The sequence below is a fragment of the uncultured Shimia sp. genome, assembly GCF_913054185.1.
In the GTDB taxonomy this organism is placed as follows: Bacteria; Pseudomonadota; Alphaproteobacteria; order Rhodobacterales; family Rhodobacteraceae; genus Shimia.
In genome coordinates, this window is the sequence record NZ_CAJXIV010000074.1 from 1 (window position 1) to 21,086 (window position 21,086).

The window sequence follows — 21,086 nt, forward strand, 5'->3', positions numbered from 1 at the left end:
ACCACAACGTTGTCTTTGGCGACTGTGATCCGGCGGGCATTGTTTACTACCCCAACATCTACCGCTGGATGGACGGCACGTTTCAGCGCTTTTTGCAGCAGTTTGGTGGCCACGCCGCTGTCTGCAAAGAGCTCGGTGCCGTGGGGTTGGGCCTGATGGAAACCAACGCCAAATACCACCGCCCACTGACCGATGGTGATGCGCTCACCATCCGCATGGAGATCACCGAGTGGTCCGCCAAATCCTACCGGTTGATCCATCGCGGTTATGTTGGTGACGACCTGGCGTTTGAAGGGACTGAGGCCCGCGCGTTGTTTGAACAGCGCGACGGCCGTATGCGGGCAGGGGCGGTCTCTCGCCTAAAAACCTTACTTGAAAGCCAATCCGAGCCATGACTGAAACCCTGCAAAATCCCCATCGCGGTACCGGCCTGCCGACGCGCCAATCCGAAACCCTCCCAAGCCGTGATGCCACCGCCGTCGCCAAACTGCTTGCGCTGTGCCCGGCCCACGCCGAAACACCGCTGCGCGACATGGCCGATCTCGCCACCACGCTGGGCGTGCACAGCTTGCACATCAAAGACGAACGCGCCCGCATGGGGCTTGGCTCTTTCAAAGCCCTGGGTGCCGCCTACGCCATCGCTTATGATGCGGCCCGCACGGACCCAACCGACTGGGCCACCGCCTTGACGGGCCGCACCTATGTCACCGCTTCCGCAGGCAACCACGGCATGTCCGTCGCCGCTGGTGCCCGCATCTTTGGCGCCAAAGCCGCGATCTACCTGTCTCACACAGTACCGCAAGCCTTTGGCAAACGACTGGAAGCGCAAGGCGCCACAGTGGCTTGGGCCGGTGACGACTACGAGGCCAGCATGGTTGCCGCACAAAAAGCCGCGCAAGACAACGGCTGGACACTGCTCTCCGACAGCACATGGCCCGGCTACGAGGACAGCGGCTACCGCGTCATGGAGGGCTATTTGCAAATGGCTTCAGAGGCTGCTGCACAGATACCTCAAGCCCCCACTCATATCTTTCTGCAAGCCGGTGTTGGAGGCCTCGCCGCCGCTGTCGCCGCCTTCGCCCGCGCCACGTGGGGGAATACACCGCACATTACCGTGGTGGAACCCGAAGCCGCCCCCGCTCTAATCGAGTCCGTCCGCGCCAGTCAATTGGTCGACACCACGGGCCCGGTGTCCGACATGGGTCGTCTGGACTGCAAAACCGCCTCCATGGTGGCGCTCAACGGTCTTGCCATGGATGCGGACAGTTTTGTGACCATCTCAGAGCAAGAGGCGTATGACACAGTCGAAACGCTCAAATCCCACAACATCGCCAGCACACCTTCCGGTGTGGCAGGCGTTGCGGCCGCGCTCTTAAAGCGTCCTGATCTGCCCGCCGAGGCCCGCGTGCTGTGCTTTGTCTCTGAGGGTCCAGAAGATGCCTAAGCGCGGGTTTCCTCCCGCAGAGTTCCGCGCGCGGATAACCCATCTGCAAGCCGCCATGGCGCAGGCAGGCGAGTCCGCTCTCTTGCTGACCTCGCAGGCCGACATCTTCTACACCACCGGATTTCTCACACGCTTTTGGGAAAGCCCCGCCCGCCCGTGGTTTGTCATTGTGCCAGCCTCAGGCGAGCCAATCGCCGTGATCCCGTCCATCGGCGCGGACCTCATGGGAAAAACGTGGATCACCAACATCCGTACTTGGGACGCGCCCATGCCGGGGGATGACGGCTTAAGTTTGCTCGCAGAAACTCTCGCCGACACCGTGCCAGAAACCGGCACCATCGGCCTGCCCATGGGCCTCGAAACCCACCTGCGCATGCCTTTGGCAGACTACTTGCAGCTCACGCAAACTCTCGCTCCACGCATCTTTGTGGACGCCACCAACACCGTCCAGCGCACCCGAGAAATCAAGTCCGAAGCCGAGATCACAAAGATCCGCAACGCCTGCGCCGTGGCAGACCGTACCTTCGCGCGCATCCACGAGTTCGCCGCCGAAGGTCGCACCCACGCCGAGGTCTTCCGCGATTTCCAGCGTTTCCTGCTCGAGGAAGGCGCCGATTGGGTCAGCTACACTGCAGGCGGCGCAGGACAGGGCGGTTACGGTGACGTGATCTCTCCAGCCACCGACCAACGTCTCATGGCAGGAGACATCCTCATGCTCGACACCGGCGCTGTGCTGGACGGCTACTTCTGTGACTTTGACCGCAACTTTGCCATCACCCATGCCGATGACGCCGCCAAACGCGCCTATGACCAACTTTATTCGGCCACCGACCATGTGCTCGCCACCCTGCGCCCCGGTCACAAAGCCAGTGATGTGCACGCCATGTTTGTCGCCAGCCTAACAAGCCAAGGCGCAACACCCGGCGGCGGTCGCCTCGGCCATGGTCTGGGCATCACGCTCACGGAATGGCCCAGCTTCACGCCACACGACCAAACCGATCTGCGCGCGGGCATGGTGCTCACGCTGGAGCCGGGCGTCGAAATCGCCCCCGGCCTGTTCCAGGTGCACGAAGAAAACATCGCCCTGCGTGAAAACGGCCCCGAACTGCTTTCTAGCCGCGCCGCCGCATCCCTACCCATTCTGAGGTAACATCCATGGAGACAGCCCCCTTCACCCTAGGCACCCCTGCGTCTGGTTTGACCACCCTGGGTCTGATTGTGCTCAAGTTTGACGAAACCCTGGAACAGGACTTCCGCCGTCTGTTCCCGTCCCGCGATCTTTCGATTTACACCAGCCGCGTGCCCTCTGATCCAGAAGTCACGCAAGACACGCTGCTGGAAATGTCCAAAACCCTGCCTGCCAGCGCATCTCTTTTCCCACCAGCCGCCAGTTTCGACGTGGTGGGCTATGGCTGCACCTCCGGCACCACCATGATCGGTGCGGCGAAAGTCGCGGCGCTCGTCAAACAAAGCGTGCAAACGCCCGCTGTAACCGATCCGCTCACGGCTTCCATCGCCGCCTGCAAGGCGCTGGGCATCACCCGCCTTGGCATGGTCACGCCCTATGTCGAAAGCGTCTCCTTGCCGGTGAAGCACGCCTTTGAAGCCGCCGGCATCGCCGTGCCGCATTTAGTGTCTTTTGGCGAGGCAGGTGAGGAAAACGTCGCCCGCATCGATGCCGCCTCCGTGAAAGCTGCCGCCCTGCAGGTGGGGCATCAAGACGTTGACGCGGTCTTCCTGAGCTGCACCAACCTGCAAACGCTGGATGTTATCGACGGCTTGGAAGCAGACCTCGACAAGCCAGTGTTTGGCAGCAACCTCGCGCTTGCCTGGCATATGGCCCAGCTCTCCGGCGCCAAACTGGCCACCAACGCTCCGGGCCGTTTGCTCAAAAGCTAAAAACGTCCCCTCCCTGTCGGTATCAGACCTGCCGCTCCGATTGATGCTGCGCAGTCTGAACGTAACAACAGGGAGTAAGGCCTCATGAATATTGGTTTCATCGGATTGGGCAACGTCGGCAGTAAACTTTCTGGCAGCCTGCTGCGAAACGGCAAAAACCTCTATGTGCATGACCTTAACCCCGATCTGGTGGCGGAAAAAACTGCCGCAGGGGCAAAACCCGTCTCTGGCCCGGCCGAAATGATGCGCCTCTGTGATGCGGTCATCACTTGCCTGCCATCCCCCGCCGCCTCCGATGCGGTCATGCAAGAGATGCTGCCCGAGGTCACAAAGGGCAAAATCTGGATGGAGATGTCCACCACGGACGAAACTGAGGCCAAACGCCTCGGTGCATTGGTCATCGAACGCGGCGGCACTGCGGTGGATTGCCCTGTCTCCGGTGGCTGCCATCGTGCCGACACCGGAAACATTGCGATCTTCGCAGGCTGCGACCGCGAAACCTTTGAGCGCATCCTGCCACTTCTAACCACCATGGGCCGCCGCATCTTGCACACCGGCCCGCTTGGCTCTGCATCTGTGCTGAAGGTGGTGACCAACTACCTCGCCACGGCCCATCTTGTGGCCTCCGCCGAAGCCCTCACCACATGCAAAGCGGCGGGCATGGACCTTAACACCGCTTATGAGGCGATCCGCATCAGCTCCGGCAATTCTTTTAGCCATGAAACCGAAAGTCAGGTCATCTTGAACGGCTCCCGCGACATCTCTTTCACCATGGACTTGGTCAAGAAGGACATCGGCCTGTTTCAAGAAGTCGCCGACAGGGCAGGGGTGCCGCTGGAACTCAACCCGCTTATGATCTTGATGTTTGACGACGCCATCGCTCGCTTCGGTGAACGTGAACTTAGCCCCAACATCATCAAACGCTTGGAGGAGGCCACTGGCCTGTCCGTCCTCGCCCCCGGCTTCCCGCCGGAGATGGTCGATGATGAACCGGAGGAACCCGGTTACGAGGTCATCCCCACAGGGCGATAACGCTCTGTTTATGTTGCCCGCTGCTCCCCGTCATGCTCTTTGAAAGGAAACGACAGCGGGACCAGACCATATGCTCATAGACCTGTGGCAGTTTCTCAGCAGCTTGTTTGCCCCAACTGGCGCGGGCAAGCAGGCGTCTGCGTTGTCCAAAGAGGTGCCGCAGGTCGAAATCTTAAAGCTGTGGCAAAAGAAAAGCGGCGCCGGCGGTCCCGCGCTTTGGGCGGACGTCCACAACCCAGGTGCGCAAGACATGATCTTTGGCGACCTGATGTTGCTCCTGATGTACACGGCGCACCCCGGTGGGGGCTTGATGCAGGGCGGGCATGCCACCATGGCGTTGACCATTTCGCTGCCGCAAAGCACCACCCTGCCAATTCCGGCACATCAGACCACAACCCTGCGGCTCTACTGTCCGGGAGATGTTGTGGAAATCGCTGCGCCAAAGAAACGTGCCGATGCGCGGCTCAACGCGGTGTTGGCGCACGACCATCTGCGGTTTGTGGCTGCCATTCAGGCCGAAGGGCATCTGCTGGGAGGGTTGACGGTTGACCCGCAGGCGACATGGCTTGAACTGCGCGTCCCGGATCGGCGCCGGCGGGATGCAAATGCCGGGCGCATGTTGCGGCATCACACCTACAAGCGGCCATCCATGCGCTAATGAGGCCTGAGGGTGTCACGCAACGCCCGCAGCCTTAACCTTTGCACGCAACAAAACGCGCCTCCGCAAAACAGTCGTGATACCGACAGAATACCGACGTGAATTCGGGGCCAAAATAGAGAGGTTAACTCACGCCTTCGGGTGCGTCTTGTTATAGACTTCCATCAACCGCGCCGCATCGACCTGTGTATAGGCTTGCGTGGTCGAGAGCGATGCATGGCCAAGCAGCTCTTGGATCGCCCGTAAGTCCCCACCAGCGCTCAACAAATGTGTGGCAAAGCTGTGCCGCATTGCGTGCGGTGTGGCAGTCGCAGGTAGGCCCAGTTGCTGCCGCGTTTGCTGCATCACCTTCTGCACCTGACGCGGATTAAGCGGCCCGCCTCGCACTCCGCGAAACAAAGGCATCTCTTCGCTAAGGGTATGAGGACAAAGGCGAATGTAACGCGAGACCGCATCCCGTGCCGCATCGATCACCGGCACCACACGCTCCTTGCCACCCTTGCCCACAATGCGCAGAGTATTGGGCAAAGGCACATCCGCACCGGTCAACCCCAGCGCCTCAGAAATCCGCAATCCACAGCCATAAAGCACTGTAATCACTGCAATATCACGCGCGCCCACCCAGTCTTCTTGGGACTGGAATTCCACGGTTTCAATCACATCTTTGGCCGCATCCTCGCTCAACGGACGCGGCAGTTTGGCCTGAAACTTCGGCGCGCGTGTGGCCAATACAGCGGTCGGGTCACAGCCTTCCTTCTCTGCCAGCCAGCGGTAAAAACTCTTTACGGACGAGAGCTTACGCGCCAAGGAACGTGGCGCAATGCCACCCGATCGCGCACTTGCCATCCAGCTGCGCATGTCGCTCACACCGAGGTCCATCAAAGGCGCCAGCCCTTGCGGCCCGCCTTGGTGTATTGTCATGAAGGTCAGAAATTCTAAGAGGTCAGTCTGATAAGCTGCAACGGTGTTCTCAGAGATCCCTTGCAACGCCGCTTTATGGGCTAGAAACCGCGCAACCGCGTCGCTGGCCGCAGCGCTTATCACGCCAGCCAGCGGCGCATTGCACGCTCAAATACACCTGCAAAAAACGTCAACAGATCAGTGCCTTGCTGTGGCGTGAACTGATGCGGATCTTCTGCGCCCATCACCAGCAGGCCGGGCAACCGACCGCTGCCAAAATCCAATTTCAAACAGGCTTCAGAGCGGATCCAATCTGCGTCGTCACCATAGACCACCGAACCCCCACCTTGTATTTGGCGCAACGTCACCTGCCGCTGTGGTATATTGCGTCCACCGGTCAGATAATCTTCCACAAACCCAGGATTCGCCGTCGACAAAACATCTCCCAGCCGCGCGATATTTACGTCGCCATCGGTTTCCGCCTCGGTTTCCAGCACCAAACGCACCGCATCGACGCGTAAAATATCGGCCACTTCACCGCCTAGATCGTGCAGAAAGCCTTCAAATTCCACCGGGTCAAGCATGCGCAGAATGGCCCGATGCACCTGATTGGTGCCCGCCAGATTGTCATAGGCCGCCGCAATCACACTGCGATGTGTGTCTTCCAGGCGATCCAGCCGAGATTCCAGCCGTTCCATGGCGATGCCACGGAGATCGACAATGTTGCCACCCATGGTTTTCTCATTGGCGGCAATCAACGCGCGCATCAGATCGCGGTCTTCCAGAATTACATCGGGTTGCGAGATGATTTTCTCGCGCATGCCATCTTCAATCTTTGGGGTGCTGCTCATGTCGTCGCCATTTTTGGTCGTTGCGCCAACCTTATCAGAGCGTTTCAACAATTGCCGCAACTTTTTTGCACTGCAGCGCCACGCGTGCGGGCTTTTGCCAAGGGAGCCAGTTTGCCCCAATTTCTTAGGAGAGACCCGTCCCAGGGAGGCAGGGGCGGTGTCCCCATCCTCAGCCTCGTGTTGCGTCACAGGCCTTTCGCTTGCTCACGCAGGGCAAACTTCTGAATCTTTCCAGTCGAGGTTTTGGGGAGCTCTCCAAACACCACCTTTTTGGGTGCCTTAAATCCCGCAAGATGTTCTCGAGCAAAGGAAATCACCTCTTTCTCATCTGCGCTGGCGCCATCCAAAAGCTCAACAAAGGCACAGGGAATTTCGCCCCATTTCTCATCCGGTTTGGCCACCACGGCGGCCAAATTGACAGCAGGGTGATGCATCAACACACCTTCCACTTCGACCGAGCTGATGTTCTCGCCGCCGGAGATAATGATGTCTTTGGCGCGATCGGTGATCTGCACGTACCTGTCTGGATGCTGCACGGCGATGTCGCCAGAATGAAAGTACCCCCCTTCAAACGCTTCTTTGGTGGCCTCGGGATTCTTCAAATATCCTTTCATCACCGCGTTGCCTCGGATCATGATCTCGCCATCGGCCGCACCATCCATCGGGATCTGCGCCATCTGGTCATCCATCACGGTGATGTCTTCCATAAATGGCATGGCCACACCCTGACGCGCTTTGATCGCTGCGCGGTCATGACCTTCCAGATCATGCCAACGCATGTCATCCCACAAACATTCTGTTGCTGGACCATAGACCTCCGTCAGCCCATAGACCTGCGTGATGTGAAAACCCATTGGCTCAATTTTGGCCAATGTTGCCGGAGCAGGGGGCGCACCAGCGGTGAAGACCTCTACGACGTGATCAATCTCCCGGCGCTGCTCCTCTGGCGCATTCACCAGCATATTCAAGACGATAGGTGCCCCGCCAAAGTGAGTTACACCCTCGTCAGCAATGGCATCGAAGATCGCTGGAGCGGTGATGTCGCGGCAACAGACAATGGTGCCGCCCACCATGGGCAACATCCAAGTGTGGCACCAACCGTTGCAGTGAAACAGCGGCACAATGGTGAGATAGACCGGGTGTAAGGTCATGCGCCAACTCAGCACTTGTCCCATTGCGTTCAGGTAAGCGCCACGGTGGTGATAGACCACGCCTTTTGGCTGGCCTGTGGTGCCGGAGGTGTAGTTGAGGGCAATGCTCTCCCATTCGTCCTGTGGCATGACCCAATCAAATGCGGGGTCACCTTGGGTTAGAAAGTCTTCGTAGGTCTGATGCCGTCCAGACGCCGGGTGGCCCGCCTCGGGGGCGGCTACTTCAATCAGCCTTGGCGCAGGCGTGCTCATCGCGGCACAAGCCGCCTCCACCAATTCAACAAATGCACTGTCTACCAGCACAACCTTGGCTTCTCCGTGCTCAAAAATGTAAGTGACTGTTGCCACATCAAGGCGAATATTGATCGCATTGAGCACCGCACCACAAGCGGGCACGCCAAAGTGCGCCTCGCATGCGGCGGGCGTGTTGGGCAGCAACGAGGCAACAACATCCCCAGGTTTCACGCCCAATCCGGTCAGGGCGCTGGCCAGTTGACTGCACCGCGCATGGTATTCCTTGTAGGTGCGGCGGACCTCTCCGTCGACCAAAGCCAATCGGTTTGGGAAGATTGTTGCAGCCCGTTTTAGCCCTGACAGAGGAGACAAAGGCACAAAATTTGCCTCACATTTTTCCAAACCAGTTTCATCAGCCATCCAACCCATCGGTGAATCCTCCCAAAGTGCATTGCGCGCAGCCTCGCGGAACTTCGCCAAAAAAGAAAGCTGGTAATAATACTCACAATTGAGGGGCTCACTTGAAACAATGATGCGTATGAACGGTGCTTGTTCGCGTGGGGCATAGGATTATTGCGAGGTTTTGCATGTTGTCCACCAAGTGGAAGATGTCTCAAATTTCAATCACCTTGTGTCTTCTTCCACTTGAAATAAATGCCCAACACCCCTCTGAAATTGTTTACGAATTCTAGAGGGCGGCGCAAAATAATCGATCCTATGGCGTGTACTTCGGGACACGGGGCGCATGGTCCGTAAGACTGTTTTGATGGGGCCGAGTTTTCGGTAGAACACATGGTGGGAACAATTCGCGACAAAGCCCGGGTGGCTTTGGCGGCCAAGCGCCGCCAATCCAATCTGCGGCCTGTGATTACCACTGCAGGATGCGGCTTTGTGTCGGGCACCCGCGTGGTGACACCAGGCGGGTGGGCGACGGTGGACAGCCTTCATGTTGGAGACGAGGTGCTGACCTTCGACGCAGGGTTTCGGCGTGTGACGGCCCTGGTTTCAGAGCCGATATTTACTAGCGCACATATCGCGCCGCGCAACTTGTGGCCGGTGTTTGTGCCAGCTGGTGCGTTGGAAAACCGTCACGCCCTTTTGGTACAGCCTCATCAAGGTGTTTTGGTTGAAAGTCCGAAGGTGCGGGACAAATGGGGTGATCCCTATTCTGTCATCCCGGGCGCAGCGCTGGGTGTGATTGACGGTTCCTACCGTGTGGAACCGTCAAGACCGCTTGTCGCAGTCTTACCTGTGTTTGCAGAAGATCAGATGATTTTTGTCAATGGTGGGGCCTTGTTGTTCTCACAGTCCATCTGGGGCATGCGTGCCGGTGTGCGGCCACGGTTTGGCCCAGCGGCAAATTACAACATGGTGCCTGTTCAAACGGCCATGACGATGTTGGAGACTGGGGCAGTTCGGAATGTGACGGTGAAGCCAGAGATGATATTGGCCGCAGCCTAGGCTTCACCCAAAGGAAAAACGATCCGAGGGTGTAATCCAGACGTCTAACGAGACTTGACCCCGATGGCTGTAGGCTGTTGGTTGCTGGGAGCCTTTAGGAAAAATCGTGACATTTTCAGTCGAAGTTCGAAATTCGGAAGCCATCCAGGAAGAGGCGCAGACTGTTCATCTGTTTCTTGGCCTGGAGGATATCGAGATGTTGATCGCCTCTCTGGAGGCTATGCGAGATGACCTTCCCCGCAGCAATCCCCTCACACTTTTTTCGCAAGACTGGGGGAATGGGGCATTGTCGACTGAAAAAGTCATTCAGGACGCGCAGATCACCCACTGTCTCAAGATAACCAAATTTGAACGTTGAGAAAGAAAACGGGGGCCGAAGCCCCCGTTTTTGTGCTTAGGCGGCGGATTTGGCCTGCGGCCCAAAGCGACCATAGAAAGATTCGCCTTTGTCTGCCATCTCGCGCAGCAGTGGTGGGCAGGCAAACCGATCACCAAACTTCGCGGCCAACTGGTCACAGCGCTCGGCTGCCCAAGCGGCCCCAACAATGTCGAGCCAGCTGAACGGGCCACCGGACCAAGGCATAAAGCCCCAGCCAAGGATCGCGCCCACATCGCCTTCGCGGATGTCTTCCAGCACATCAGCTTCCAGCGCACGCACAGCCTCCAGAACTTGGCTGAAAATCAGGCGATGCTGCACTTCGATCAAATCTGGCTGTTCTTCCAATAGTGGGAACTTCGCGTTGAAGCCGTCCCAATAATCGCCGCGCTTGCCTTTTTCGTCATAGTCAAAAAACCCAGCTTTTGCCTTGCGACCCAAACGGCCTTCTTCGACCATCCAGAAAGTCACGTCATCCGCGACAGACGCTGGATAGGCATCGCCCATGGCAGCTTTGGTGGCTTTGGCAATTTTTGCACCGAGATCAAGTGAGGTTTCATCCACCAGTTGGATTGGTCCCACAGGAAAGCCCAGAAGTTGTGCTGCGTGGTCCAGCAGTGGACGTCCCACACCTTCACCTGCCATCATCACACCTTCGTTGATGTAAGGAATGATGCAACGATTGGCGTAGAAGAAGCGTTCGTCGTTCACCACAATTGGCGTTTTGCGGATCTGACGCACATAGTCGAGCGCTTTTGCAACGGCACGGTCACCGGTTTCTTTACCTTTGATGATCTCCACCAGCGACATCTTCTCAACTGGAGAGAAGAAGTGGATGCCGATGAATTGATCTTTGCGTACAGAGGCTTCGGCCAACCCGGTGATTGGCAGGGTCGAGGTGTTGGAGGCGAAAATCGCATCCTCAGGAATGATCGCCTCGACCTTTTTTGTCATCTCAGCCTTCACACCCACATCTTCAAAAACCGCTTCGATGATCAGGTCCACATCCGACAGGGTGTTCAGATCGGTGGTGGCGTTGATGCGGCCTAGCATGGCCTCTTTCTTCTCCGCCGTGACCTTTCCGCGTTTGATGCCCTTATCGAGATAGGTCTCGGTGTAGGATTTTCCGCGATCAGCTGCGTCTTGATTGGTGTCGATCAGCACAACATCCATGCCCGCTTGCGCAGAGACCAGCGCAATGCCTGCGCCCATCATACCTGCGCCAAGAACGCCAACTTTCTTGACGGACTGATCTGGCACGTCTGGACGGTTTGCGCCTTTTTCCAGCGCTTCTTTGTTGATGAACAGAGACTGGATCATCGCGGAGGATGATGGGTTCATCAGCACGTTCACAAACCAACGCGCCTCGATCTTCAGGGCCGTGTCAAACGGCACCTGCGCACCTTCATAGGCGGCGGACAGCAGTGCTTTGGCCGCTGGATAGACGCCCCACGTGTTGCCATTGACCATGGCAGATGCGCCGGCATAGGTCATGAAGCCGGCTGGGTGATAAGGTTCACCACCGGGCATTTTGTAGCCTTTGGCATCCCATGGTTTCAGGATGTCTTTGTCAGTTGCCGACAATACCCATTCGGTTGCCGCAGCTACCGGATCGTCCACCACTTCGTGGATGATACCGGCCGATTTGGCTTTCTTCGGGTCCACCATCTTGCCTTGCAGCAGGAAAGGGGAGGCCGCCATGGCACCCATCATGCGGATGAAACGTGTGGTGCCCCCCATGCCCGGAAAAATACCAACCATGATTTCCGGCAGGCCGATCTTGGCCTTCGGATTGTCGGCAGCAAAGATGCGGTGTGTCGCCAGTGGCAGTTCCAGACCAATGCCAAGCGCGGTGCCAGGCAGGGCGGAGGCAATTGGTTTGCCGCCTTTGTTGGTCTTCGGGTCCATCCCCGCACGCTCGATTTTGCGCAAGAATGTGTGGCCCATCATGGTGAAGTCAAACAGCGCTTGGGCAGGCTCGTCGCCAGCATCCGCACGGATGGAGCCGAGCACGTTCAGGTCCATGCCCCCTGCAAATGTGTCTTTGCCGGAGGTGATCACGGCGCCTTTAATGTCGTCGTTGCCCAGAACTTCATCGATGCAGGCTTCCAAGTCACCAAAAGCTTCACGGCTCAGCACGTTCATGGACTTGCCAACCACGTCCCATGTGATGATGGCGACACCGTTGTCGCCGACTTTCATTGTAAAATCAGTCATGTCTCGTCTCCGATCTGGTCAGCCGTCAGCGGGCTGCCATCTTTTCGGGTGAAGTCGTAGCCATCGGCATCCACTTTCACCTTCATGTCGATATCGCTGTAAAAAGCGGTTTCAGTCGGGGTGCGCGTGCCAACCACCAAAAAGGCAGCAGGCACGTCAGATTTGTTGATCAAATGATGTCCATTGGCATCGCCTGCTGGAAAAGCAGCACAATCGCCGGGGCGCATCACATGTTCGCCGTCATTGTCAATTAGGACCAGCTCACCATCGGTCATCATCAAAAACTCGTCCTGAAGCATGTGGTAGTGCCGCAGCGAAGATTGCGCACCCGGCGCAATCTGAACGATGTTGACGCCGTATTGTGTGATCCCGCTTGCGTCTCCAAGTGGCTGTACAGAACGGCCTTCAAAGCCATCCGCCAGTTTGCCCGGATAAGAGCATCGCGAGAAAGACGCGATCTGTGAAAGGTCCAGTTTGGGCATCAGACGCGCTCGATGATGGTGGCGGCACCCATGCCAGACGCGATGCAGAGTGTTGCCAGACCAGTTTCTTTGTCCTGACGCTCCAGTTCGTCCAGCAAGGTGCCGATGATGATCGCGCCGGTTGCGCCCAGCGGGTGACCCATTGCGATGGAGCCGCCGTTGACATTGATCACGTTGGAATCGACATCAAACACCTGTTGGAAACGCATCACAACGGAGGCAAAGGCTTCGTTGACTTCGAACAGGTCGATGTCGGAGATCGCCATGCCCGCGTCTTTCAGGATCTTCTGGGTTGCTGGAACAGGGCCAGTCAACATGATGGTTGGATCCAGGCCAATTTTGCAGGTCTGACGGATTTTGGCGCGGGGCTTGATGCCGTATTTCTCACCAAACTCTTTGTTGCCGATCAGCACACCGGCGGAGCCATCGACGATGCCGGAGGAGTTCCCCGCGTGGTGGATGTGATTGATTTTCTCAAGGTGCGGATATTTCATGATGGCCAGCTTGTCGAAACCCGGCATCACTTCGCCTTGTTCCTTAAAGGCCGCTTTCAAGCCACCGAGTGACTGCATGTCCGTGCCCGGGCGCATGTATTCGTCTTTGTCCAAAATGGTTAGACCGTTGATGTCTTTCACGGCAACGATGGACTTATCAAATCGGCCTTCGTCCCACGCCACTGCGGCGCGGCGTTGGGATTCAACTGCCAACTGATCAGCCTGATCGCGGGTGAAGCCATATTCGGTTGCGATGATGTCTGCCGAAATACCTTGTGGCACAAAATACATGTCCATGGCGACAGACGGGTCCACTGCAATCGCAGCCCCGTCAGAGCCCATTGGCACGCGGCCCATCATTTCCACACCACCTGCGATGTAGGCATCGCCTGCGCCGCCTTTGATTTGATTGGCCGCAAGGTTCACAGCTTCCATGCCGGAGGCGCAGAAGCGGTTGATGGCAAGGCCTGGGATCATTTCGTCCAGATCGGAGGCCAGAACCGCCGTCCGCGCGAGGCAGCCGCCTTGCTCTTTGACTTGGGTCACGTTGCCCCAGATCACATCCTCAACGGCATGGCCTTCGAGATTGTTGCGCTCTTTCAGGCTGTTGAGCACGGTTGCGGACAGCGCGACAGAGGTCACCTCGTGTAAGCTGCCGTCTTTGCGGCCTTTGCCACGCGGTGTGCGCACGGCGTCGTAGATATAGGCTTCGGTCATTGTGGTCTCCTATTATCAGGCGAGATCAGGCACGGTCCGCAGGGGAGCCGGGCATCAGGTCGTAGGGGTGCTTCCACCCCGGCGTTTGCGAAATATTGGTCAGCCAACGGTCAATGTTTGGCCAGTCAGTGCGGTCAAACCCAAAGGGTTCTGGATAATACAGGTAGCCGCAGCAAGTCAGATCGGCGTTGGTCAGGTTGTCACCCGCAATCCATTCGCGCCCCTCCAGATGTTTGTTCAGCACATCATAAGCAGCTTTGAGGCGGGCCTGATGGAAGGCAATCACTTCTTTGGGCTGTTTCTCCGGTGGCAGGAAATGCAGCAAAAACCGCGTCATGCCAGCAATCGCGCTGAGCTTGTGATTGTCCCAAAACTGCCAGCGCAGAATTTCACGGCGTTCGGCTGCATCTTTGCCGCCAAATTTACCGGATTTTTCAGACACGTAATCTTGGATCACGGAGGACTGTGTCAGGTTAAATTCACCATCGACAAGCACTGGCGCTTCACCCATCTCGTTGACGTTTTGCCGGTACGCGTCAGATCGAGTTTCGCCAGCAAAAAAATCTACCTTTACTGGCTCCCAGTCGAGGCCGGACAGCTCCAGAGCCAAGGCTGCCTTGTAAGAATGACCGCTTTCCCCAAAGCAGTATAGTTTGATTGTCATGCCGTCCTCCTCTTGGCAAATCGGGTCGCGCGCAGGATCACCGTTTTCGGGCATCCAAAGTCGCGTTGAACTGGCGCAAGCGATGCGCCAGCTGTTCGTCATCGGTCACAGCGTCGAAGTTCTCAAACAGAAACGACAGCGCTTCACCTTCGTCCAGGCCTGCCTCAGAAGAAAAGCTGCGCAGCTTGCGATAGCCATCCTCAGTCATCGCAACAGGAAAACGGCGGGTCAGTTTGAAGCGTTTGGGCATCTGTCCTCCACAGTCATGCCAATGAATAAGGGCAGGGCGGGGAAGTCCCCGCCCAACCGGATCAGAACTGGTCTGCGGCCAATGCCATAACGGTGTCGCCACCGGACTGGATGCGCGCAAGGTGCATGCCTGTCGCTGGCAAACGGCGTGCCATGTAATAACGTCCGGTGGTCAACTTGGTTTCGTAGAAGTCCTTGTCTTCCGCGCCAGCTTCCAGAGCAACGTTGGCGGCTTTTGCCATCTGAGCCCACATCAGGCCGAGGCAGACGTGGCCGAAGAGATGCATGAAGTCATTTGAGCCGGACAGCGCATCGTTTGGATTTTTCATGCCAGCTTGCATGAAGTACATGCCTGCGGCTTGCAAATCCTTGGAAGCCGCTTTCAGAGGGCCAACAAAGTCTTTCAGTGCTTCGTCTTCACCATTTTCTTTGCAGAAGGTTTTCACCAGTTCAAAGAACGCCATCACGTGCTTGCCACCGTCCGCCGCCAGTTTACGACCCACCAGGTCCAGCGCCTGGACGCCATTGGCGCCTTCGTAGATCATCGCAATCCGCGCATCGCGGGTGAACTGGCTCATGCCGTGCTCTTCGATGTAGCCGTGCCCACCGTAGACCTGCTGGGCTTTGACAGTCATGTCGTAGCCTTCATCGGTCAGGAAACCTTTGATGACTGGCGTCATCAGAGAGACCAGACCGTCGGCGTCTTTGTCACCTTTGCGGTGGGACGCATCGAGCAATTTGGCGCCCCACAGAATGAACGCGCGACCCGCTTCCACAAAGGATTTTTGATCCATCAGGGAGCGGCGAATGTCCGGGTGAACGATCAATGGATCGGCGGGCCCTTCGGGGTTTTCAACTCCAGTTACGGCACGACCCTGCAGGCGGTCTTTCGCATAATCGACAGCGTTTTGATAAGCCACTTCAGCGGCCGACAGACCCTGCATGCCAACGCCCAAACGGGCCTCGTTCATCATGGTGAACATGGCACGCATGCCTTTGTTCAGATCCCCCAACAGGTAGCCTTCAGCGTCATCGTAGTTCAGCACGCAAGTGGAGTTGCCGTGAATGCCCATCTTTTCTTCGATGCTGCCCACTGAAACGCCATTGCGCGCGCCAATGCTACCTTCGTCATCCACAAGGAACTTTGGAACTATGAACAGCGACACGCCTTTGATGCCGTCCGGTCCACCGGGAACCTTTGCCAGCACGAGGTGCACAATGTTGTCCGCCATGTCGTGATCACCGGCGGAGATAAAGATCTTTTGACCCGTGATTTTGTAGCTGCCGTTGTCCTGCGGCTCCGCTTTGGTACGCATTAGGCCCAGATCCGTGCCACAGTGAGGCTCGGTCAGGTTCATGGTGCCGGTCCACTCACAAGAGACCATGTTTGGCAGCCACTTGTTTTTTTGCTCATCGGTGCCGTGCGCGAGGATCGCGGCTGCGGCACCATGGGTCAGGCCCTGATACATCGTAAAGGCTTGGTTGGAGGAGGAGAACATTTCACCTACTGCCGTTCCAAGCACCTGTGGCATGTTCTGACCGCCGTATTCTTCTGGCATGTCTAGACCCGGCCAACCGCCTTCTTTCACTTGCTCAAACGCAGCCTTAAAGCCGGTTGGCGTATACACTACACCGTTTTCCAAACGACAGCCTTCTTGGTCGCCCACAACGTTCAATGGTGCCAGAACTTCACCTGTAAGCTTACCGGCCTCCTCCAGAACGGCGTTGGTGAAGTCAGCATCCAACTCGTCATAGCCGGGGATGTCGGAGGCGGAGATGTTCAATACATCGTGCAGTACAAACTGCAGGTCTTTCACGGGCGCGGTATAAGTCGGCATATAGCTTTTCCCTTTGGATGATCCGAGGCGGAAATTGGTGTTAGTCGCTTACTGAGCAGCGTCTTTTTGCGTTGTGAGATCGGTGAGGAACTGTTCACCCCATTTGAGCTGTTCTCGCAGATCATCGATCGCTTCGTTCAGCTCGTCGCGTTGCTCTTCCATGTCCTTGAGGCGGTGCTTGGCCACCTCATAGGTGCGTTGCATCTGCGTCGCCTGTTGATCGCCCATGTCATAGAGGTCGAGCAGCTGGCGGATTTCCTCGAGAGAAAACCCAAAACGCTTGCCACGTAGGATCAGTTTCAAACGGGCGCGGTCACGTTTGGTAAACAAACGCTTTTGGCCCTCGCGAACGGGGAACAAAAGTTCCTTGGACTCGTAAAAACGCAGGGTGCGAGGGGTCACGTCGTAGACGTCACACATCTCGCGAATGGTCATCGTTTCTTCGCTCATCGTTGCGTCCTTTCTTACGGAAGTTGGGAACAAAATGGGCTTCGGGAACTGGGATACTATACAGCTTGACGTTAACGTAAGTAAGACGTCACGTCACAATTTGAAGTGACGTGGGATCAGTTTTTTCAGCTTAAGCGACATCCCGCGCATCTGGTTGGTGCGGGTCGGCAAAGGAAAAGGCGCCCAATGGGCGCCTCGATTGATGGTCAGCGTGATACTGCCGTTGGTTGCAGCTTAGGAGGCTTTGTGAGGAAACCTGCCGTTTCGTCTCGCAGTTCCTTGAGCTCGCGCATCGCTTCATCCAGTTGTTCACGCTGTTCTTCAAGCTCTGCCATCTGGCGGTCAGCCATTTCTACAAAAGCTTGCATCTGTGCTGAGGTGCCATCGTTTTCATAAATCATGAGCCACTGGCGGATGTCTTCCAACTTAATGCCAAAGCGTCGACCGCGCATGATCAGAGTCATTCGTGCGATTTCGCGTGGGCCAAAGTAGCGGCTGCGCCCTTCACGCTCCGGCTGCAGCAGTTCGATATACTCATAGTAACGCAGCGTTCTAGGCGTGACGTCGAAACGGGCGCACATTTCCTTAAAAGTCAGGCGAGTATCAGACATTTGCGGGGCCTCCTTGCGAGCGAAACTTAGTTTGCATCTGCAGCAAGAGCAACCGCCCCCTTGAAGCCAGCGACAAATGCCGCTCATAAAGGGCAAAATCCAGTTGGAGGCAGGTCATGGAACCGGATAAGGCAAAAATGGCGGAGCATTTCATCAATGCGATTCCCCATTGCAAGGCGCTGAATATGCGGCTGACCGGCATCGGCGCCGGGCAGGCGGAAATGGAGTTGCCGTACGACAAACGTATTGTAGGTGATCCAGAAACGGGCGTGCTGCACGGCGGCGCTGTGTCTGCCCTGATGGATACCTGCTGTGGTGCGGCCGCCATGTGCCATCCATCATCTCCGTCCGGCACCGCGACAATTGATCTGAGAATTGACTACATGCGCGCAGCAATGCCCGGGCAAAATGTACGCACCAAAGCAGAGTGTTACCATATCACGCGGTCAGTGGCCTTTGTACGCGCAACCGCCTATGACGACGATGACAGCCGTCCTGTTGCCACCGCAACAGGCGCCTTCACTGTGCAGGGGAAATGAGTATGGCGCGTACCCGTCCTGAACCCGTTCAAGTTGTTAAACAACGTCGCGACGCAGCAATGTCGGCTCTCGTGCATGGCGTGCCGTACATCAATTTTTTAGGAATTGAGTTTGAACGACGTGGTGACGAGCTCACCGCAATCTTGCCGTTTGATGACAAGCTGATTGGCAACCCGCTTTTACCTGCCATTCACGGGGGGGTGACAGCTGGTTTCCTTGAGACCACCGCTGTTATTGGCTTGGCCTGGTCAGGCTTGTGGGACGATATCGAAAGCGGTCGCATTTCTCTGGAGAGCCTTACGGAAGGCCATTTGCCACGTCTGCCCAAAACCATCGATTTCACCGTCGATTATCTTCGATCTGGTTTGCCGCGCGATGCTTATGCGCGTGCCCGCGTGAACCGGTCGGGTCGTCGTTATGCTTCCGTGCATGTCGAGGCTTGGCAAGATCAACGTGAAGTTTTGTTTGCGCAGGCCACAGGTCATTTCTTGATGCCATCCAAAGATGAGTGACGCACCCACGGCGACCGGTGTGGGGGAGATCTCGCATCGGCGGATTCTGCACACTGCCCTTCCGATTGTACTGTCCAACGCCACAGTTCCCATTCTAGGTGCTGTTGATACGGGTGTTGTTGGGCAGTTGGGCGAAGCCGCTCCTATCGGCGCTGTTGGCATCGGTGCGGTTGTTCTCGCTGGCCTCTATTGGATTTTTGGTTTCCTGCGGATGGGCACCACGGGCCTAACCGCGCGGGCCAAAGGTGAGGGGCGGCAAGGCGAAGTCGCGGCCATGCTCACGCGTGCGGTGATGATTGGTGTTGCTGCGGGGCTTCTGCTCGTTGTCGGCCAAGTTTGGTTTTTTCGCGCCGCTTTCTGGCTATCCCCGGCTTCTCCCGAAGTTGAGACCCTGGCCCAGCAATATCTCCAAATCCGCATTTGGTCTGCACCGGCGGCGATTGCTCTATTTGGTCTAACGGGGTGGTTGATTGCACAGGAACGCACAAAAGCCGTTTTAGTCATTCAGCTGTGGATGAACAGCGTCAATATCCTGCTGGATCTTTGGTTTGTTTTGGGGCTGGAGTGGGGCGTGCAAGGGGTGGCCATTGCCACGGTGATTGCGGAGGTAACAGGGTGCGGTCTTGCCGTTTGGCTTTGCCGCGATGTGTTTGGCAATCCGGCTTGGAAGGATAAGTCGCGTGTACTGGACCCAGTTGCGTTGCGCGAAATGGCGGCCGTCAACGGTGACATTCTCCTGCGCTCACTGATGCTGCAGGCAATTTTTATGTCTTTCCTGTTTTTTGGGGCGGATTTTGGGGATGACACTTTGGCTGCCAACCAGGTGTTGCTTCAGTTCCTCTACGTCACGGCTCATGCGTTAGACGGGTTTGCCTTTGCCGTTGAAACGCTCGCCGGTCAGGCGTTTGGCGGCAAGGATCGAACAGGTCTACGACGCGCGACTTATTTGGCGTCGCTCTGGGCTGTGTTGGGATCACTTTTGATTGCGGTGACTTACTGGATCGCAGGTGGTTGGATAATCGACCTTATGACAACATCTGAGACTTTGCGGTTGTTGGCGCGAGAATACCTGCCGTGGATTGTTTTGTCTCCTTTGCTCGGCGTGGCGCCTTTTATGTTGGATGGGGTGTTTATTGGAGCTACCCAGACCAAGGAAATGCGAAACATGATGTTTATTTCCACCGTAATTTACTTTGCAGCGGTGGCGATTTTTGTGCCGATGTGGGGCAGTCATGGCCTTTGGCTGGCTTTGATGATCAGCTTTGTCGCGCGCGGCATTTCTTTAGCCATGCGTTATCCAGCTTTGGAAATGCGCGCCTCTGGCTAAGTTGAAAGGCGTTATGTTGGGGAAACTAAGAGGGGCGGCGCGATTTTGCGCCGCCCCTTTTTGCGACTTCAACCTCGGTTGGCGAAAATTTCTTGATCCAGAAAGCGACTCGGTCTAGTTATTGAACAACTGTTCAATAACCGGAGGGGATGCCCCATGTTCATGCACACGATGAATTTTGATCTGGGTGAAGACGTCAACGCACTGCGCGAGATGGTGCATCGCTTTGCGCAAGAGCGCATCAAGCCAATGGCAGCGGACATCGATCTGAAAAACGAGTTTCCCAATGAGCTCTGGAAAGAGTTTGGTGACTTGGGTTTGCTGGGCGTCACTGTTCCGGAAGAGTTTGGCGGGGCAGGTATGTCTTACCTGGCGCATGTGATTGCGGTGGAAGAAATCACGCGGGCGTCTGCCTCCGTCGCGCTGTCCTACGGTGCGCATTCAAATCTTTGCGTGAACCAGATTAAGCTAAATGGCACCGATGAACAGCGCGCGAAATATTTGCCGCGCCTTCTTTCCGGCGACCACGTCGGCGCATTGGCAATGTCTGAGCCCTCCGCGGGGTCCGACGTTGTGTCCATGAAGCTGCGGGCCGAGAAGCGTAACGACCGTTTTGTGCTGAATGGCAACAAATACTGGATCACCAACGGTCCCGACGCCGACACGCTGGTGGTCTATGCCAAAACCGATCCGGATGCTGGCCCACGTGGCATCACCGCGTTCCTGATCGAGAAAGAAATGAAAGGCTTCTCCACAAGCCCTCACTTTGACAAGCTGGGTATGCGTGGCTCGAACACTGCTGAGCTCATCTTCGAAGATGTAGAAGTGCCGTTTGAGAACATCCTAGGTGAAGAAGGCAAAGGCGTTGCCGTGCTGATGTCAGGCTTGGACTACGAACGAGTGGTGCTCGCCGGAATCGGCACAGGCATCATCGCCGCCTGCCTTGATGAGGTCATGCCGTATATGGTGGAGCGCAAGCA

General features: G+C 56.8%; 23 protein-coding genes. 12 read left to right on the forward strand and 11 right to left on the reverse strand.

Features of this window, described 5'->3' with window-relative positions:
- The 6 genes from QZ517_RS14420 to QZ517_RS14445 all read left to right on the forward strand — a co-directional run.
- Nucleotides 1-395: acyl-CoA thioesterase (locus QZ517_RS14420; RefSeq protein ID WP_294228059.1), on the forward strand; the 395-nt coding region annotated here is incomplete at its 5' end.
- Nucleotides 392-1,444, forward strand: coding sequence for a pyridoxal-phosphate dependent enzyme (locus QZ517_RS14425; protein ID WP_294228061.1), 1,053 nt, complete (start codon nucleotides 392-394; stop codon nucleotides 1,442-1,444). The genes QZ517_RS14420 and QZ517_RS14425, both read left to right, overlap by 4 nt.
- On the forward strand, nucleotides 1,437-2,594 hold the full coding sequence (locus QZ517_RS14430) for a Xaa-Pro peptidase family protein (protein WP_294228062.1): 1,158 nt from the start codon (nucleotides 1,437-1,439) through the stop codon (nucleotides 2,592-2,594). The genes QZ517_RS14425 and QZ517_RS14430 overlap by 8 nt, the downstream gene beginning before the upstream one ends.
- Before the next feature lie 5 nt (nucleotides 2,595-2,599).
- On the forward strand, nucleotides 2,600-3,343 hold the full coding sequence (locus QZ517_RS14435; protein WP_294228063.1) for an Asp/Glu racemase: 744 nt from the start codon (nucleotides 2,600-2,602) through the stop codon (nucleotides 3,341-3,343).
- Between the two features lie 84 nt (nucleotides 3,344-3,427).
- Nucleotides 3,428-4,375 carry an NAD(P)-dependent oxidoreductase gene (locus QZ517_RS14440; protein WP_294228065.1) on the forward strand — a complete coding sequence of 316 codons (948 nt, stop codon included), beginning with the start codon at nucleotides 3,428-3,430 and terminating at the stop codon, nucleotides 4,373-4,375.
- 70 nt (nucleotides 4,376-4,445) lie between these two features.
- Nucleotides 4,446-5,033: a hypothetical protein gene (locus QZ517_RS14445; RefSeq protein WP_294228067.1), complete on the forward strand. Its 588-nt coding sequence runs from the start codon at nucleotides 4,446-4,448 to the stop codon at nucleotides 5,031-5,033.
- Nucleotides 5,034-5,162: 129 nt separating this feature from the next.
- Here the strand turns inward: QZ517_RS14445 and QZ517_RS14450 are convergent, their stop codons facing one another.
- From QZ517_RS14450 to QZ517_RS14460, 3 genes are all read right to left on the reverse strand, one after another.
- The gene (locus QZ517_RS14450) at nucleotides 5,163-6,077 is read right to left on the reverse strand and encodes a tyrosine recombinase XerC (protein ID WP_294228069.1); all 915 of its coding nucleotides are present in this window, start codon (nucleotides 6,075-6,077) and stop codon (nucleotides 5,163-5,165) included.
- Nucleotides 6,074-6,784 (reverse strand): DUF484 family protein, encoded by a 711-nt coding sequence (locus tag QZ517_RS14455; protein WP_294228071.1) that lies wholly within the window; start codon nucleotides 6,782-6,784, stop codon nucleotides 6,074-6,076. Before QZ517_RS14455 ends, QZ517_RS14450 begins: the two co-directional genes overlap by 4 nt.
- A 185-nt stretch (nucleotides 6,785-6,969) precedes the next feature.
- Nucleotides 6,970-8,598, reverse strand: a complete 1,629-nt coding sequence (locus QZ517_RS14460) for an AMP-binding protein (RefSeq protein WP_294228072.1) — start codon at nucleotides 8,596-8,598, stop codon at nucleotides 6,970-6,972.
- A 363-nt stretch (nucleotides 8,599-8,961) separates the two neighbouring features.
- Between QZ517_RS14460 and QZ517_RS14465 the strand changes: the two genes are divergently transcribed.
- Together QZ517_RS14465 and QZ517_RS14470 are read left to right on the forward strand one after the other, a co-directional pair.
- A complete protein-coding gene (locus QZ517_RS14465; protein WP_294228074.1) occupies nucleotides 8,962-9,630 on the forward strand; it encodes a Hint domain-containing protein in 669 nt (222 codons plus the stop codon).
- A 106-nt stretch (nucleotides 9,631-9,736) separates the two neighbouring features.
- Nucleotides 9,737-9,988 (forward strand): hypothetical protein, encoded by a 252-nt coding sequence (locus QZ517_RS14470; RefSeq protein ID WP_294228076.1) that lies wholly within the window; start codon nucleotides 9,737-9,739, stop codon nucleotides 9,986-9,988.
- A gap of 36 nt (nucleotides 9,989-10,024) precedes the next feature.
- Here QZ517_RS14470 and QZ517_RS14475 read toward each other — a convergent pair whose 3' ends face one another.
- From QZ517_RS14475 to QZ517_RS14510, 8 genes are all read right to left on the reverse strand, one after another.
- The gene (locus QZ517_RS14475) at nucleotides 10,025-12,223 is read right to left on the reverse strand and encodes a 3-hydroxyacyl-CoA dehydrogenase NAD-binding domain-containing protein (RefSeq protein ID WP_294228078.1); all 2,199 of its coding nucleotides are present in this window, start codon (nucleotides 12,221-12,223) and stop codon (nucleotides 10,025-10,027) included.
- The gene (locus QZ517_RS14480) at nucleotides 12,220-12,705 is read right to left on the reverse strand and encodes a cupin domain-containing protein (RefSeq protein WP_294228079.1); all 486 of its coding nucleotides are present in this window, start codon (nucleotides 12,703-12,705) and stop codon (nucleotides 12,220-12,222) included. Before QZ517_RS14480 ends, QZ517_RS14475 begins: the two co-directional genes overlap by 4 nt.
- On the reverse strand, nucleotides 12,705-13,916 hold the full coding sequence (locus QZ517_RS14485) for an acetyl-CoA C-acetyltransferase (RefSeq protein ID WP_294228081.1): 1,212 nt from the start codon (nucleotides 13,914-13,916) through the stop codon (nucleotides 12,705-12,707). The genes QZ517_RS14480 and QZ517_RS14485 overlap by 1 nt, the downstream gene beginning before the upstream one ends.
- Nucleotides 13,917-13,941: 25 nt before the next feature.
- The gene (locus QZ517_RS14490; protein ID WP_294228083.1) at nucleotides 13,942-14,580 is read right to left on the reverse strand and encodes a glutathione S-transferase family protein; all 639 of its coding nucleotides are present in this window, start codon (nucleotides 14,578-14,580) and stop codon (nucleotides 13,942-13,944) included.
- 37 nt (nucleotides 14,581-14,617) lie between these two features.
- Complete coding sequence (locus QZ517_RS14495; RefSeq protein ID WP_294228085.1) at nucleotides 14,618-14,830, reverse strand: hypothetical protein; 213 nt, start codon at nucleotides 14,828-14,830, stop codon at nucleotides 14,618-14,620.
- Between the two features lie 61 nt (nucleotides 14,831-14,891).
- Entirely contained in the window at nucleotides 14,892-16,667 is a 1,776-nt protein-coding gene (locus QZ517_RS14500) for an acyl-CoA dehydrogenase C-terminal domain-containing protein (protein WP_294228087.1), read from the reverse strand.
- Between the two features lie 48 nt (nucleotides 16,668-16,715).
- Nucleotides 16,716-17,117 (reverse strand): MerR family DNA-binding transcriptional regulator, encoded by a 402-nt coding sequence (locus QZ517_RS14505; RefSeq protein WP_283427207.1) that lies wholly within the window; start codon nucleotides 17,115-17,117, stop codon nucleotides 16,716-16,718.
- Nucleotides 17,118-17,323: 206 nt separating this feature from the next.
- Nucleotides 17,324-17,728: a MerR family DNA-binding transcriptional regulator gene (locus QZ517_RS14510; protein WP_294228090.1), complete on the reverse strand. Its 405-nt coding sequence runs from the start codon at nucleotides 17,726-17,728 to the stop codon at nucleotides 17,324-17,326.
- Between the two features lie 116 nt (nucleotides 17,729-17,844).
- Here QZ517_RS14510 and QZ517_RS14515 point away from each other — a divergent pair, with 116 nt between their 5' ends.
- From QZ517_RS14515 to QZ517_RS14530, 4 genes are all read left to right on the forward strand, one after another.
- The gene (locus QZ517_RS14515) at nucleotides 17,845-18,267 is read left to right on the forward strand and encodes a PaaI family thioesterase (protein ID WP_294228092.1); all 423 of its coding nucleotides are present in this window, start codon (nucleotides 17,845-17,847) and stop codon (nucleotides 18,265-18,267) included.
- A gap of 2 nt (nucleotides 18,268-18,269) precedes the next feature.
- The gene (locus QZ517_RS14520; protein WP_294228093.1) at nucleotides 18,270-18,779 is read left to right on the forward strand and encodes a PaaI family thioesterase; all 510 of its coding nucleotides are present in this window, start codon (nucleotides 18,270-18,272) and stop codon (nucleotides 18,777-18,779) included.
- A complete protein-coding gene (locus tag QZ517_RS14525) occupies nucleotides 18,772-20,106 on the forward strand; it encodes an MATE family efflux transporter (RefSeq protein ID WP_294228096.1) in 1,335 nt (444 codons plus the stop codon). The genes QZ517_RS14520 and QZ517_RS14525 overlap by 8 nt, the downstream gene beginning before the upstream one ends.
- 156 nt (nucleotides 20,107-20,262) lie before the next feature.
- On the forward strand, nucleotides 20,263-21,086 hold an 824-nt coding region (locus QZ517_RS14530), incomplete at its 3' end, for an acyl-CoA dehydrogenase family protein (protein WP_294228098.1).

Coding starts and splice junctions, on each gene's coding strand:
- QZ517_RS14515 (WP_294228092.1), top strand. CDS start 17,845: ATGGAACCGGATAAGGCAAAAATGGCGGAGCATTTCATCAATGCGATT.
- QZ517_RS14495 (WP_294228085.1), bottom strand. CDS start 14,830: ATGCCCAAACGCTTCAAACTGACCCGCCGTTTTCCTGTTGCGATGACT.
- QZ517_RS14430 (WP_294228062.1), top strand. CDS start 1,437: ATGCCTAAGCGCGGGTTTCCTCCCGCAGAGTTCCGCGCGCGGATAACC.
- QZ517_RS14525 (WP_294228096.1), top strand. CDS start 18,772: ATGAGTGACGCACCCACGGCGACCGGTGTGGGGGAGATCTCGCATCGG.
- QZ517_RS14425 (WP_294228061.1), top strand. CDS start 392: ATGACTGAAACCCTGCAAAATCCCCATCGCGGTACCGGCCTGCCGACG.
- QZ517_RS14455 (WP_294228071.1), bottom strand. CDS start 6,784: ATGAGCAGCACCCCAAAGATTGAAGATGGCATGCGCGAGAAAATCATC.
- QZ517_RS14445 (WP_294228067.1), top strand. CDS start 4,446: ATGCTCATAGACCTGTGGCAGTTTCTCAGCAGCTTGTTTGCCCCAACT.
- QZ517_RS14460 (WP_294228072.1), bottom strand. CDS start 8,598: ATGGGTTGGATGGCTGATGAAACTGGTTTGGAAAAATGTGAGGCAAAT.
- QZ517_RS14500 (WP_294228087.1), bottom strand. CDS start 16,667: ATGCCGACTTATACCGCGCCCGTGAAAGACCTGCAGTTTGTACTGCAC.
- QZ517_RS14440 (WP_294228065.1), top strand. CDS start 3,428: ATGAATATTGGTTTCATCGGATTGGGCAACGTCGGCAGTAAACTTTCT.
- QZ517_RS14435 (WP_294228063.1), top strand. CDS start 2,600: ATGGAGACAGCCCCCTTCACCCTAGGCACCCCTGCGTCTGGTTTGACC.
- QZ517_RS14520 (WP_294228093.1), top strand. CDS start 18,270: ATGGCGCGTACCCGTCCTGAACCCGTTCAAGTTGTTAAACAACGTCGC.
- QZ517_RS14485 (WP_294228081.1), bottom strand. CDS start 13,916: ATGACCGAAGCCTATATCTACGACGCCGTGCGCACACCGCGTGGCAAA.
- QZ517_RS14490 (WP_294228083.1), bottom strand. CDS start 14,580: ATGACAATCAAACTATACTGCTTTGGGGAAAGCGGTCATTCTTACAAG.
- QZ517_RS14510 (WP_294228090.1), bottom strand. CDS start 17,728: ATGTCTGATACTCGCCTGACTTTTAAGGAAATGTGCGCCCGTTTCGAC.
- QZ517_RS14475 (WP_294228078.1), bottom strand. CDS start 12,223: ATGACTGATTTTACAATGAAAGTCGGCGACAACGGTGTCGCCATCATC.
- QZ517_RS14480 (WP_294228079.1), bottom strand. CDS start 12,705: ATGCCCAAACTGGACCTTTCACAGATCGCGTCTTTCTCGCGATGCTCT.
- QZ517_RS14505 (WP_283427207.1), bottom strand. CDS start 17,117: ATGAGCGAAGAAACGATGACCATTCGCGAGATGTGTGACGTCTACGAC.
- QZ517_RS14465 (WP_294228074.1), top strand. CDS start 8,962: ATGGTGGGAACAATTCGCGACAAAGCCCGGGTGGCTTTGGCGGCCAAG.